The following is an 11,839-nucleotide window of genomic DNA, read 5'->3' on the forward strand; positions in this document are numbered from 1 at the left end:
AGGTTTTGAACGATGGCGACAATTTTCTTGACCGGCTTTCCGGGCTTTCTCGGGGCCCGGCTGCTGCCGCGGGTACTGGGACGCAATGCGAAGTCGACGGCGGTTTGCCTGATCCAGACCAAATTCGCGGTGGCCGCCCGGCAGCGGGTGGCGGAACTCACCGCCGAGACCCCGGAACTGGCCGGCCGGATCCGGCTGATCGAAGGCGACATCACCCAGCCGGATCTGGGCCTCGAAGGGGCGGAGGCGCGGGAACTGGTGGAAGAAACGACCGAGATCTTCCATCTGGCGGCGGTCTATGACCTGAGCGTGAAGCGCGACCTCGCCATGCGGGTGAATGTGGACGGTACGGTACAGGTGCTGGATTTCGCCCAGCGTTGTCCCCGCCTCGCGCGGCTCCACTACGTGAGCACCTGTTATGTATCCGGTCGCTATGCCGGCATTTTCGCGGAATCGGATCTCGACAAGGGGCAGCGATTCAACAACTTCTATGAGGAAACGAAATTCCTCGCCGAGGTGGAGGTCCAGGAGCGCATGGCCGCCGGCCTGCCGGCGACCATCTACCGGCCGGCCATCGTGGTGGGCGACAGCCGCACCGGCGAGACCCAGAAATACGACGGTCCCTACTACGCCATGCGCTGGGTACTGAAGCAGCCTTTCTTGGCGGTGCTGCCGGTGGTGGGGAAGCCGACCCGCACGCGGGTCAATCTAGTGCCGCAGGACTTCGTGATCGATGCCATCGATTTCTTGAGCGGCCGGCCGGAGTCCGCCGGCAAGGTCTACCAGCTCGCCGATCCGGCGCCGCTGACCGTCGACGAGTTGCTCGACGAGGTGGCCCTCGCCACCCGCCGGCGCCTGATCCGCCTTCCATTGCCGGTGTTCGCCGCCAAGGCCGCGATCGATTGGGTGCCCTTCGTCGAGCGGGTGATGCAGATTCCTTCGAGCACCATCGACTACTTCATTCACCCCACCCACTACACCTGCACCCACACCCAGGCCGACCTCGCCGACTCGGGCATCGCCGTGCCGCCGCTGCCCTCGTACCTGCGCCGCCTGGTCGACTTCATGCGGGAGCACCCGGAAATCGGTTCCGAGGCGATGGTCTGAGCGGTTCCTCGGCGCGTCGCCGTATACCCTTGCGGGGAGACTCAGTCGACGGCCGAAAGGGAGTGGAGACAATGAACAAGCAGGCCTTGGGGACCTTTCTGCTCTGCGCGCTGCTTTGCGCCGCCTGTAGTTCGCCCAACCGGGGCGTTTGGCGCGGCACCTTCGACGGCGATGTCTCCGGCGTGGTCGAGTTTCGGATCAATGCCCGCGGTACCCAGCTCGAAGGATCCCTGGATGGAGAGACTTCCGATGGCGCGCCTTTCGAGGCGGTCATGGAGGGCCGGATCGAAGGCGACGCCTTCTACGCCACCTTCGAGGGAGATGGCCGTTCCGGCATCTACCCGGTGCCGTTCAAGGGTTTCTTGAAGGGGCAGTTGATCGACGGCGCCGGCGGCGGCGAGTGGGAGGCCCAGCTGGAAACGCCCCTCGGCGAACCCTTGGGTGCCAAGCTGTTGGGCGACTGGCAGGTGCAGCAGGTGTCCGAGTAGCCTGACCCTCGTTTTCAGCGGGATGGCGCCTTTCTTGCAGCTTTTTCAGGCCGGCGGGCCCAACTACGATACAATCCCGCCTTCCTACGACCCGCCACAAGTCAATTCAGGAGACATGATGAAAAAACTTTCCGTACTGATAGCGATCCTCTGTCTGGTCTGGGCGGTCGCCGCCTGTGCGCAGGAGGCCGATCAAGCAGCCATGACCAAGCCCGAAGCCCTAGAGGACAAAGCAAGCTACGCCATCGGCATCAACATGGGCCGGGGCATGGCCCAGCAGGGTGTCGATCTGAACATCGACTATCTGGTCAAGGGCATCACCGACGGCATGGTCGAAGACGGCGAAGTGATGCTGACGGACGAGGAGATGCAGACCACCATGCAGGAATTCCAGGCGGCGATGATGGCCAAGCAGCAGGAGAAGGCCAAGGAAGAAGCGGCCAAGAATGAAGCCGCCGGCGCGGCCTACCTGGAAGAGAACAAGACCCGCGAGGGCGTGACGGTGACGGAAAGCGGCCTGCAGTACGAGGTGGTGGAAGAAGGCGACGGCTCGATCCCGACGGCTGAGGATCGGGTGCGCGTGCACTACACCGGCACCTTGATCGACGGCACCAAGTTCGATAGCTCCGTGGACCGCGGTCAGCCGGCGGTGTTTCCGGTGGGCGGCGTGATCCCCGGCTGGACGGAAGCCCTGCAGTTGATGAAAGTCGGCTCCAAGTACAAGCTGGCGATTCCGGCGAACCTCGCCTACGGCGAGCGGGGCAGCCCACCGGTGATCGGTCCGGGCTCCACCCTGCTGTTCGATGTTGAGCTGATCGCCATCGAGGGCGATGGTCAGGCGGACGCCGGCGACCAGTAGGCCGGGCGACGCTTCAGCGCAGTACCCCGACGGCTCCCGGATTCCGGGAGCCGTTTGGTATTTGGGTTGTGGGTTCAGGTCAGCGCTTCTTCGAGCGCCCGGACGGCCCGTTCGAGGGCTTCGATGCGCCGTTCGAGAGCGGCGTAGCGATCGTCTGCGGTGGTGGATGCAGCTGCCGGCGCAGGGCTATCGACGGTGGGCGAAGCTAATTCCGGTGCCGCTTGGTCGTCGCCCACCAGGTGTCGCCAGCGACTCTCCTTCTGCCCCGGCGCCTTCGCGAGCTGGGCCACTAGCGGTTCCCGGCCGGTGGCCAGCTCTTGTAGTGTGGCCTCCACTTCGCCGACGGAAGCAAAGGAATGCATCCGTTCGCTGCGCCCGCGCAACTCGCCGGGGGTTTGAGGACCGCGCAGGAGCAGCACCGTGATCACCGCTCGGGTGGCCGGCTCCAGTCTCCACCGCCGGTCCACGCTGTGCCGCCACCGCACCACTCGGGCGCCGTCGGTTTTCCATACCAGGACGTGCCGGAACAGCCGTTCCAGGGCGTCGCGTACTTCGCCTTCCGTCAAGGCCATCACCGGATCGCGATTGCTCTTTTGGTTGCAGGCCTGGAGCAGGGCGTTGACGGTCAGCGGATACTGATCCGGCGTGGTCTGTTCCTTCTCGAGCAGGGCCCCGAGCACCCGTACCTCGACCGAGTCCAGGGCATGGGGAAGGCGTTCCATCGGGGTGGGATCGTCCATCACGGCAGGAACCTCTCCCGTTCGTCGGCGCTGGGGATGCGGCAGGTCTCGCTGCGGCCGAACCAGCGGTAGCGATTGCGGGCGATCCAGCGGTACACCAGGTCGCGCAGTGGTGGAGGTACAAGGCGGGCGACGGCGGCGAGAACCCGCCACGGACCTCCCAGTTGGGACCCCGCCGCCAGCACGGCGCTCGAGTGCAGGAGAACGGTACCCGCGGCGGTCTCGGGCCGGGCGTGGCGCACGAAGATCAAGCTGTCCTGGGATTCCGGCAGCAGCCCCGCGGCGCGCAGCCCTGCGGCGGTCGTGCCCTGCAGCGGAGCGAAGGTCAGGGCGCCCTTGCGGTCGCGCTTGAGGAGCCAGTCCACGGTGCCATCGCACAGGTGGCAGTGGCCATCGAAGAGAACGAGCTGGTGAGTCTGCCTAGGGTCGCTATCCTGCATTTCTAGTCATCATACGTGTTCGCCGGAAACGGGGTTGCTTCCGGAGGTCCGGTGCGGGATGCTCGCACCATCGGCTTTCGCTTTGCCGCCACAAACGGTGGATGGCGCGGCCGAATCGAGACACCATGAGCGATCTGTTTCTCTCTCTGACGCCGCAACGGGTGCTTGCCGCCGTCGAGGCGGCCGGCCTTTCCTGCAACGGCGTTTGCTACCCGCTGAATTCCTTCGAGAACCGCGTCTACGAGGTGGAGCTCGACGATCGCAGCCGGATTATCGCCAAGTTCTACCGGCCGGAACGTTGGACCCGGGAGCAGATCCTGGAGGAGCACGCCTTTCTTTCGGACCTGGCCGACGCTGAGGTGCCGGTGTGCCCGGTGCGCCGCTTCCCGGACGGCTCGACTCTCAAACAGCAAGACGATCTGTTCTACACCTTGGCGGAGCGCCGCGGCGGCCGGGCTCCGGACGAGCTGACCGATGCCACCGCCGAGCGCTTGGGCATGCTGGTCGGGCGCCTGCACGCCGTGGCGGTCGCGGCGCAGGCTCCCCATCGCCTGCGGCTCGGCGCGGACACCTTCATTCGCGCCAATCTGGTTTGGCTCGAAGAGCACGGCACCCTTCCGGCGCGGGTGCGGGATCGCTATGTCGCCGCCGCCCGCGAGGTGGCGGGGATCCTGGACGAACGGCTCGCCGGCGTGCCGGTGCACCGGCTGCATGGCGATCTCCATCTGGGCAACGTCCTCGAACGGGACGGGGTGCTGCATGTGCTGGACTTCGACGACATGACGGTCGGTCCGGCGGTGCAGGACGTGTGGCTCGCCCTGCCCGGCCGGGACGCTTGGGCGAACCGCCTGCGCGAGGCGTTTCTCGAAGGCTACGAGCGCTTTCGGCTCTTCGACCGCTCGACGCTGCGGCTGGTGGAGCCCTTGCGGGCCCTCCGCATGATCCACTACGCCACCTGGCTGGCCCGCCGCTGGCACGATCCCATCTTTCCGGCCAATTGGCCGCAGTTTGGCGACGAGGACTATTGGGACCGCGAGACGACGGACCTGGAGCAGCAGCTGGCGGTGATTCACCGAGAGGACGGGGGTACTCAGGCGGCGGCGCCGGCGGAGGAGTTGACCAACGAAGATTTTTTCTGGGATTGGGAGGGGGACTAGCATTCGCAGGGGGGCTGTTCCAGCCCCCCTCGCCCGCAAGAAGTGTCATTCTTGCGGGCACACCCCTGGCCGGGCGCCCTCCGAGTCGGGCCTGCAGGCCCGTCGAGCCTTTCAGGCTCTCCTCGCGTTTGCTTGGCATGGTTAAGAAACCAGCAGAATCTCTGTTTCGCTGATTTTCTGAGTCGGGGTTGATGAGGTCCGCTAGACTCGGTGCCGTACTCGGATTGATTTGAGGTCTCCTATGCGCTCGTATCTCGATCTTCTCGCCCATATCCTGCAAGACGGCCTGCGCAAGGAAGACCGCACCGGCACCGGTACGCGCAGCGTGTTCGGCTATCAGATGCGTTTCGATCTGTCGCAGGGGTTTCCCCTGTTGACCACCAAAAAGCTGCATTTTCGCTCCATCGCCTATGAACTGCTGTGGTTTCTGCGCGGCGACACCAACGTCCGCTACCTTCAGGATCACGGGGTGAAGATCTGGAACGAGTGGGCCGACGAGGACGGCGAGCTGGGGCCGGTGTACGGTTCCCAGTGGCGCTCCTGGCCGACGCCGGACGGCGAATCCATCGATCAGGTCACCCAGGTGATCGATCGGATCCGCGCCAACCCGGACTCTCGCCGCCACCTGGTGAGCGCCTGGAACGTGGCGGAAGTCGATCGCATGAAGCTGCCGCCGTGTCACACGCTGTTCCAGTTCTGGGTGGGGGAGGGGCGGCTTTCTTGCCAGCTGTACCAGCGCAGCGCGGATGTGTTTCTCGGGGTGCCTTTCAACATCGCCTCCTACGCCCTATTGACCCACATGGTGGCGCAGGTTTGCGATCTGGAGCCCGGTGAATTCATCCACACCTTGGGCGATGCTCACCTCTACAACAACCATCTGGAGCAGGCCCGCCTGCAACTGGGCCGAATCCCGCGGCCGCTGCCGACCTTGACTCTGGATCCCGCCGTCGAGTCGATCTTCGAGTTTGACTTCGAACACTTCCGCCTCGAAAGCTACGATCCGCACCCGCACATCAAGGCCCCGATCGCCGTCTAGTCCGACGGGTTTCCTCCGATGACCTTTTCGATTCTGGTGGCGACCGCCGAGAATGGAGTGATCGGTCGCGACGGTGACTTGCCGTGGCGCCTGCCAGCGGATCTCGAGCGCTTCAAGGCGCTCACGATGGGCCATCACCTGATCATGGGGCGCAAGACCTGGGATTCCATCGGCCGGCCCCTACCGGGGCGGACCTCCGTGGTGGTGAGCCGGACGAGTCCCCAGTTGCCGGAGGAGGTGGTGGTGGTGAACTCGGTGGACAGGGCTCTGAAGGTGGCTCGGCGGGCGGGGGATGAGGAGCCCTTTGTGGTGGGTGGAGCGGAGATTTATCGCCAGGTAATGGATTCCGCGAGCCGTCTGTATCTGACCCGCGTTCATGCGGAGGTTGAGGGTGACACCTTCTTTCCGGAGCTCGACGAGAGCGAATGGCGCCTGGTCGAGCGCCTAGAGCATCCGGCGGATGTGCGGAATGAGTACCCTTTCAGTTTCTTGACTTTCGAGCGTAACTAGCCAGGAGTGCTGCTAGGCGACCGGATCCGCTGCGCGCGGTGCTCGAACTCGCTTGAGATTGCCTTTGCGCCGGGCGACCGAATCCGCTGCGCGCGGTGCTCGAACTCGCTTGAGATTGCCTTTGCGCCGGGCGACCGAATCCACTGCGCGCGGTGCTCGAACTCGCTTCGGCGCTTTCGCATCGACCCCCCGCATCCTTGATGGGCTTCCTCTGCCGTGTCCAACGTCGTTCAGCTCGGACAACTGCGCTCCGTGCTCGCCGGTTCCGGTCGCCCTCTCGGTGAGCCCTGGGACAGATGGGTACTCTTCTATCGCTCCCGCCGAGGTCCGCTGGGACCGCTTCGCTCCGTGCTCGTCGGATCCGGTGGCCCTCTCGGTGAGCCCCGCGACGGACCCCTGCTCCTCGGTCAGCGTCTCCGGTGACTTCTCAACCCAACTACGAGAAGTCTACTTGGGATAAGAAAAGGTCCCTTGGTACGGGATGCGACACCGGTGAAGGGCGGCGGGCCGTGTTTGAGCACGGAGCGCAGCTGTCTGAGCCGAGGGAGGTGGGGGCGGGGAATGCGTTCGAAGGAGAGGGTTCTAGTCGTTGAAGAAGAATTGCGGGCGAGTTCGAGCACCGCGCGCAGAACACGGCCCGCCGCCCAGGAGACTCGCGCGCAGAACACGGCCCGCCGCCCTTCCGTAAATGCCTGAGCAACCTAGGCCAGGAGTTGATCGTCAATCCAGCGACTGAGAACCCCACAGATCTCGTCCAGCACCTCTTCGTCCGTCCGTCCAGAGCGCTTGAGAACGTGGAAGGAGTGATCGGCGCCGGGGGAGACGTGGAGAGTCGCTTTCGGTCCGAGGCGGCTGCACACCGGTTGCAGGAGGTCCAACCCAGCGAGTTTGTCGCGGTCCCCTTGCAGGAAGAGCATCGGAACGGTGACGCCATCGAGGTGATCGCCGCGTTCGGTACCCGGCTTGCCCGCGGGATGTAGAGGAAACCCGAAAAACACCAACCCCTTCACCGCGGGCAATGCCTCCGCTGAGGCCGCCCGCGAGGTCATCCGCCCGCCCATGGACTTGCCACCGGCGAACAGCGGCAGGCCGGGGCATTGCCGTGCCGCTGCGGCGACCGCGGCGCGCACCGTGGTTTCGAGCTTTGGGGCACGGTCCGGCGCGCGGCGGCCCTTCTCCATGTAGGGGAACTGATACCGAAATACCCCCAGGTCGAGGGCCGTCAAACGCTCGATGACCTGCTCGAAGAAGCGGTGGTGCATTCCCGCCCCGGCGCCGTGGGCGAGGACGACCAGGGCCTTGGGGTCGGGCGGCAAGTCGAGAAGGGCGGAGACTTCTGCTCCGAGTTGGGGAATCGGCACGGAGACGGCTTTGGATCGACTCATGGCGCAGCCCACTTTATCGCTACGCGAGGCCTGCGAGGCGCCGGCCAGGTGGTAGGCTCCGGCCCTTGCACGAGGTCCCTCCCATGCTGCTGGATACCCTAGATTCTTCGAGAGAGTTCCCGCAATGCCCCTGATCAGCGGTTCCGCCAGCGTCACCCGGTTTTCCATCGTCCACAGCCCGGAGCCGCCGGACTTCGAGCGGGCAGCTTTTCACGGCATCGCGCCCGGCTCCGAGGTGCGCGACGCGGTGGGTTTCGTGCCGTTCGAGCTGGGAGCGCCCTGGGAAGTGGGCCATCGCCGCTACGCCTTTCGCGTGCAGATCGACAAGCTGCGTCCCGATCCGGTGGCCGTCAAAGAGCGCCTGAAGCAACTCGTGCACGTCGAGCAGGAGCAGACCGGCGCGCCCTTCGTTGGACCGAAGAAGCGCAAGCGCCTCAAGGAACTGGCCGAGGAAGAGCTCATCTCCCAGGCGCGCCCGCGCAGCCAGATCATCGAATGCTGCATGGACGGCCCGCTGCTCTATGTGGGCACCACCGCCAAGGCCTATTTGGGTACGGTGCTGCAACTGCTGCGGCAGATCGACGTGGTGGCCGACTACAAGGCGCCGTGGATCGACCTCGACGAGCCGGAGGTAGACGGCGAAATCGTGGAGACCACCGAGCCCGGCCAGTCGGTGCTCGGCTGCCGATTCCTGAAAGCGGTGCTCGGCGATCGCGACATCATGGTCGAGCCGGAGGCTGGCTACGTGCGCCTGCAAACCCGCGAAGCGCGGATCACCCTGACCGGTGCGGTGCTCAACGACCTGCGGCACTACGTGAAGAAAGATGCTGAACTGCTGGCCGCCAAGCTGGTCGCCGGCGAGAGCGCCTTCCGCTTCGATGCTCTGTCCTGGCGCATCGGCAGCCTGCGGATCGAGACGGCGCGACACGAGCACTGGACGGATCTGCTGGACGAGCGACTGGAGAAGGTCTCCGGCGTGTACGAGCTGCTCGACCGAAAGTACGCCTCCCTGCGACCGCGGCCCCGGCGCACCGAATCGGTGCCGGCCGAACCCCCGACCTCCCCGGCGATGTCGGATCCACCGCCTGCGGACTGACCTTCGTGCGGCGAATCCTCCTCGCCTTGTTCGGGTTGATGGCCGCGGCTTGTCGCGGCCCGGAGCCGGCACCGATTCCCGCCGTCTTTGCCCAAATCCCGGCCGACGATCGGCTGCTGGTGGTGTTCGTACCGGGGGTCACCGGTAGCGTGCTCAAAGACGCAGAGTCCGGTGAGATTTTGTGGGGTACTGGCCGCCAGCTCCTCGTTCCGCGGGACGGTGGATACGCCCTCGCGCGCTCGATTCACCAGCCGGTCGGCGGCGCGCCGGCGGCCGGCAGAGTCCGGGTCGAAACCCCGGACATTCTGCGCGTAATCCGCCTGGGGGGTGGGCGGAAGAAGATCTATCAGCCGCTGGTGGATTTGTTCGAACGGGCGGGCTTCGCGGAGGGGGATCTCTCGCGTCCGGAGGCGGGTGGGACCTTCTTCCCGTTCCCCTACGATTGGCGTCAGGACAACGTCGCCAGCGCCCAGCGTCTGCAGGTGGCTCTCGAAGGGTTGCGCCGGACGCGACAGCAGGATCGCCTGGTCGTCGCGCTCGTCTGCCAGAGCAACGGAGCCAGCATTTGCCGATATTTCTCCCGCTACGGCGGGGCTTCGCTGGCGGCAGCCGAGGCCGGCCGCGCCGACCACGATCCGGGCCTTGAGATTCGCGGCATGGTGTTCATCGGGACCGCCAACGGCGGCAGTTTACGGATTTTGCGCGAGGTGGATCGTGGCCGAACGTACCTACCGCTGGTGGGACGCACGCAGCATCCGGAGGTGCTCTTCACCTTCCCGTCGCTTTATCAGGAGCTTCCGGACTACCGAAGCGACTTCTTTCTGGACGACGAGGGGAAACCGGTGAAGGCGAACCTGTGGCAGGCGGCGAACTGGGAGAAGTGGCAGTGGTCGGTATTCGCGCCCGAGGCGGCAAAGCGGCTCGCGCGGCAAGAGCGGCCCGACCTTTTCGGCAACCTGGAGCAGCGCCGAGCCTTTCTGAAGGATCAGCTTGCCCGCGCTCGGCGATTCCGGACGCTCCTCCGGCAGGGGCCGGCGGCGGCTCCGGTGCCGCCTATTTTCATGGTCCAGAACGCCTACCGAGAGACCCCTGACCGGGCCGTCCTGCGGCCTTTGCGGAAGGCACCCAAGGGCTTACGCTGGCGCGCCCATTTCACCGGCGACCGCTGGCTGCGGCGGCAATCCTACCTGCGCTTTCGCACCTCGGCGCCGGGCGACGATCACGCTACCCGGGCGAGCCAGCTCTGGCTGTCCGCGGCGGAGACGGCGGCGCTGGCCGCGGAGCCCTTCTACGTCCGCGGCGGGCACTTCGAGATGATTCTCGAGCCCGCCGCGGAGCGCCGGCTGCTGGAATTCCTGGCCGAAATCGCTACGCCCTAACAGAGTGCCGGAGAAGGCTTCGGCTCTCGCGACCGAACCCACCGGGCGAGGCACGGTACGCGAAGCGCCTTTCCAGCCGTCCTGTTATTCAACGGAAGTGGTCCAGGCGCTGACGTTGCCGGATTCGAATCCGTCTTCGAAGATGCTGGGGGCATCGCCCCGGGTCACGGTCACCTGGAAGCCGTTGGCGGTTGCCGAGTCGATCCGAATCGAGATCTCATTGGCGGTATCGACATAGGTTTCGCCGACCTTCCACATGGAGCCCTCGTTGTCCGAGAAGGTGGCCGGTGGCACGTCGGCATCGATCACTTCGGCGTCCGCCGCGCGGCTCGGATCCACATGGTGGATGATCACCGCCCGGCCCGGCACATTGCCGTCGTAGTTGCCGGTTTGGTCGCGCGTTTCGACGGTGTATTCCGTCGCCCCACCAAGGGGGATACGGATCATGCGGTAGTTGGAGGTCGAGGCCCGGGCGAGGTTGTCCACCGTCACGGTGAAGGAGCCGTCATTTGCAACCGTGAAGATGCGGTTGGCGGGAATCCAATCCAGCCGGTTCTTATGGTACGAGTTGATGTGTTTCCCGAGACGGCCGTAGGTGGAGTCGTTCACCGTATAGCTGGTGGCGGCGCTCATCACGTCCCAGGGGCTGTCGTAGGGATCCGAATCGCCATCGGAATTGTTGGAGTGAGGCAGCCCGAATCCGTGGCCCATTTCGTGGGCGATCACCGCTTCCTGGGCGAATGCCCAGGGCGGGTTCCAGGTCGAGCGCCAGGACTTGGAAACGCCGTCGAGGGTGGCGAAACGGCTACCGCCCCAAGCGCAGCAGTCGAGGGTGGCGTTGAACATCAAGTTGATGCCCTCGAAAGGGCTGCCGCCGTTCGAAAAATCGACCAGCGAGTCGGCGGCGGCGGTGCAATCGCTGAACAGAAGGCCGAGGTTGGCGTTGTTGCCGGAGCCGGGGGTGGGGACGTACTGCGTTCGCACCCGGGGCAGGGTGACCCAAGCGACGGCGGTGCTTCCCACGATGTCGATCGCATCGTAGGAAACCTCTCGCCAGTAGTGGTCCAGGCCGCCGGGGACATTGGCGTACATGCCCTGGAAGAACGCCAGGTTCTCGGGCTCGGCGCTGATGTCCGCAAACTTGCAGAGAATCGACACCCAGGGCTTCGAGCCGGAGATCGGCGAGCGGCCATCGGAGCGAATGGCTTCGGGCTGTGAAGGGAGCACCTCGACCAGCCGGACGAGGGGCGGCGTGCCCTGGTCGACGGCCGCGGATTCGTAGGTCACCCGCACCCGCCGGTGGTTCCAGCGGTCGATGCCGAAGCGGGGAAGGTCGTCAATCCGGAGCTCCGTCCGGAGGCCGCGGTCATCGGTGAGAAACCAGCGCAGGTGATGCTCGCCGTCCGGGGCATCGCCCCACACCGCATCGAGAATGCCGGTCGCTTTGGTCAATGGGGTAGCAGTGGCGGCGGCGGCAGCCGAGCCGGCTGCAATACACAGGGTGAGGAGGAGAAACGCCGAGAAGAGGAGACGGGCCTTGGGCAGCATGAAATACCTCCAGTAGATGATCGCCTCAGGGAGAGTCCGATGCAGAAACTACAACCGCACGGCCATTCTATCTACTTTTGTCTATAGACGCTTT

12 protein-coding genes are annotated in these 11,839 nt (G+C 65.3%); 8 read left to right on the forward strand and 4 right to left on the reverse strand.

What is annotated here, in order from left to right:
* Positions 1–12: 12 nt before the first annotated feature.
* The 3 genes from AAF481_07445 to AAF481_07455 all read left to right on the forward strand — a co-directional run bounded on the left by AAF481_07445 (position 13) and on the right by AAF481_07455 (position 2,454).
* Entirely contained in the window at positions 13–1,107 is a 1,095-nt protein-coding gene (locus tag AAF481_07445) for an SDR family oxidoreductase (protein MEM7480994.1), read from the forward strand.
* A gap of 71 nt (positions 1,108–1,178) precedes the next feature.
* The gene (locus AAF481_07450; protein MEM7480995.1) at positions 1,179–1,595 is read left to right on the forward strand and encodes a hypothetical protein; all 417 of its coding nucleotides are present in this window, start codon (positions 1,179–1,181) and stop codon (positions 1,593–1,595) included.
* Between the two features lie 202 nt (positions 1,596–1,797).
* The gene (locus AAF481_07455) at positions 1,798–2,454 is read left to right on the forward strand and encodes an FKBP-type peptidyl-prolyl cis-trans isomerase (GenBank protein ID MEM7480996.1); all 657 of its coding nucleotides are present in this window, start codon (positions 1,798–1,800) and stop codon (positions 2,452–2,454) included.
* A gap of 74 nt (positions 2,455–2,528) precedes the next feature.
* Here the strand turns inward: AAF481_07455 and AAF481_07460 are convergent, their stop codons facing one another.
* Positions 2,529–3,194, reverse strand: coding sequence for a YceH family protein (locus AAF481_07460; GenBank protein MEM7480997.1), 666 nt, complete (start codon positions 3,192–3,194; stop codon positions 2,529–2,531).
* Positions 3,194–3,634 carry a thiol-disulfide oxidoreductase DCC family protein gene (locus AAF481_07465; GenBank protein ID MEM7480998.1) on the reverse strand — a complete coding sequence of 147 codons (441 nt, stop codon included), beginning with the start codon at positions 3,632–3,634 and terminating at the stop codon, positions 3,194–3,196. Before AAF481_07465 ends, AAF481_07460 begins: the two co-directional genes overlap by 1 nt.
* Before the next feature lie 125 nt (positions 3,635–3,759).
* Here AAF481_07465 and AAF481_07470 point away from each other — a divergent pair, with 125 nt between their 5' ends.
* From AAF481_07470 to AAF481_07480, 3 genes are all read left to right on the forward strand, one after another.
* The gene (locus AAF481_07470) at positions 3,760–4,791 is read left to right on the forward strand and encodes a serine/threonine protein kinase (protein ID MEM7480999.1); all 1,032 of its coding nucleotides are present in this window, start codon (positions 3,760–3,762) and stop codon (positions 4,789–4,791) included.
* A 241-nt stretch (positions 4,792–5,032) separates the two neighbouring features.
* Positions 5,033–5,827: a thymidylate synthase gene (locus AAF481_07475; protein ID MEM7481000.1), complete on the forward strand. Its 795-nt coding sequence runs from the start codon at positions 5,033–5,035 to the stop codon at positions 5,825–5,827.
* Positions 5,828–5,845: 18 nt separating this feature from the next.
* The gene (locus AAF481_07480; GenBank protein MEM7481001.1) at positions 5,846–6,337 is read left to right on the forward strand and encodes a dihydrofolate reductase; all 492 of its coding nucleotides are present in this window, start codon (positions 5,846–5,848) and stop codon (positions 6,335–6,337) included.
* A 701-nt stretch (positions 6,338–7,038) separates the two neighbouring features.
* On the opposite strand, the gene AAF481_07485 is transcribed toward AAF481_07480, so the two are convergent.
* Positions 7,039–7,722, reverse strand: coding sequence for an alpha/beta family hydrolase (locus AAF481_07485; protein MEM7481002.1), 684 nt, complete (start codon positions 7,720–7,722; stop codon positions 7,039–7,041).
* 124 nt (positions 7,723–7,846) lie between these two features.
* On the opposite strand from AAF481_07485, the gene AAF481_07490 reads away from it, so the two are divergent.
* Together AAF481_07490 and AAF481_07495 are read left to right on the forward strand one after the other, a co-directional pair.
* The gene (locus AAF481_07490; protein ID MEM7481003.1) at positions 7,847–8,818 is read left to right on the forward strand and encodes a hypothetical protein; all 972 of its coding nucleotides are present in this window, start codon (positions 7,847–7,849) and stop codon (positions 8,816–8,818) included.
* A gap of 5 nt (positions 8,819–8,823) precedes the next feature.
* Positions 8,824–10,197, forward strand: coding sequence for a hypothetical protein (locus tag AAF481_07495; protein ID MEM7481004.1), 1,374 nt, complete (start codon positions 8,824–8,826; stop codon positions 10,195–10,197).
* A gap of 84 nt (positions 10,198–10,281) precedes the next feature.
* On the opposite strand, the gene AAF481_07500 is transcribed toward AAF481_07495, so the two are convergent.
* Complete coding sequence (locus AAF481_07500; GenBank protein ID MEM7481005.1) at positions 10,282–11,745, reverse strand: hypothetical protein; 1,464 nt, start codon at positions 11,743–11,745, stop codon at positions 10,282–10,284.
* Between the last annotated feature and the right edge of the window lie 94 nt (positions 11,746–11,839).

Source organism: Acidobacteriota bacterium (assembly GCA_039030395.1).
Classification (GTDB): Bacteria; Acidobacteriota; Thermoanaerobaculia; order Multivoradales; family JBCCEF01; genus JBCCEF01.

Excerpts from the sequence above, each read along its gene's own strand:
- AAF481_07445 (MEM7480994.1), top strand. The coding sequence starts at position 13 with ATGGCGACAATTTTCTTGACCGGCTTTCCGGGCTTTCTCGGGGCCCGG.
- AAF481_07455 (MEM7480996.1), top strand. The coding sequence starts at position 1,798 with ATGACCAAGCCCGAAGCCCTAGAGGACAAAGCAAGCTACGCCATCGGC.
- AAF481_07485 (MEM7481002.1), bottom strand. The coding sequence starts at position 7,722 with ATGAGTCGATCCAAAGCCGTCTCCGTGCCGATTCCCCAACTCGGAGCA.
- AAF481_07490 (MEM7481003.1), top strand. The coding sequence starts at position 7,847 with ATGCCCCTGATCAGCGGTTCCGCCAGCGTCACCCGGTTTTCCATCGTC.
- AAF481_07465 (MEM7480998.1), bottom strand. The coding sequence starts at position 3,634 with ATGCAGGATAGCGACCCTAGGCAGACTCACCAGCTCGTTCTCTTCGAT.
- AAF481_07500 (MEM7481005.1), bottom strand. The coding sequence starts at position 11,745 with ATGCTGCCCAAGGCCCGTCTCCTCTTCTCGGCGTTTCTCCTCCTCACC.
- AAF481_07470 (MEM7480999.1), top strand. The coding sequence starts at position 3,760 with ATGAGCGATCTGTTTCTCTCTCTGACGCCGCAACGGGTGCTTGCCGCC.
- AAF481_07475 (MEM7481000.1), top strand. The coding sequence starts at position 5,033 with ATGCGCTCGTATCTCGATCTTCTCGCCCATATCCTGCAAGACGGCCTG.
- AAF481_07480 (MEM7481001.1), top strand. The coding sequence starts at position 5,846 with ATGACCTTTTCGATTCTGGTGGCGACCGCCGAGAATGGAGTGATCGGT.
- AAF481_07460 (MEM7480997.1), bottom strand. The coding sequence starts at position 3,194 with ATGGACGATCCCACCCCGATGGAACGCCTTCCCCATGCCCTGGACTCG.
- AAF481_07450 (MEM7480995.1), top strand. The coding sequence starts at position 1,179 with ATGAACAAGCAGGCCTTGGGGACCTTTCTGCTCTGCGCGCTGCTTTGC.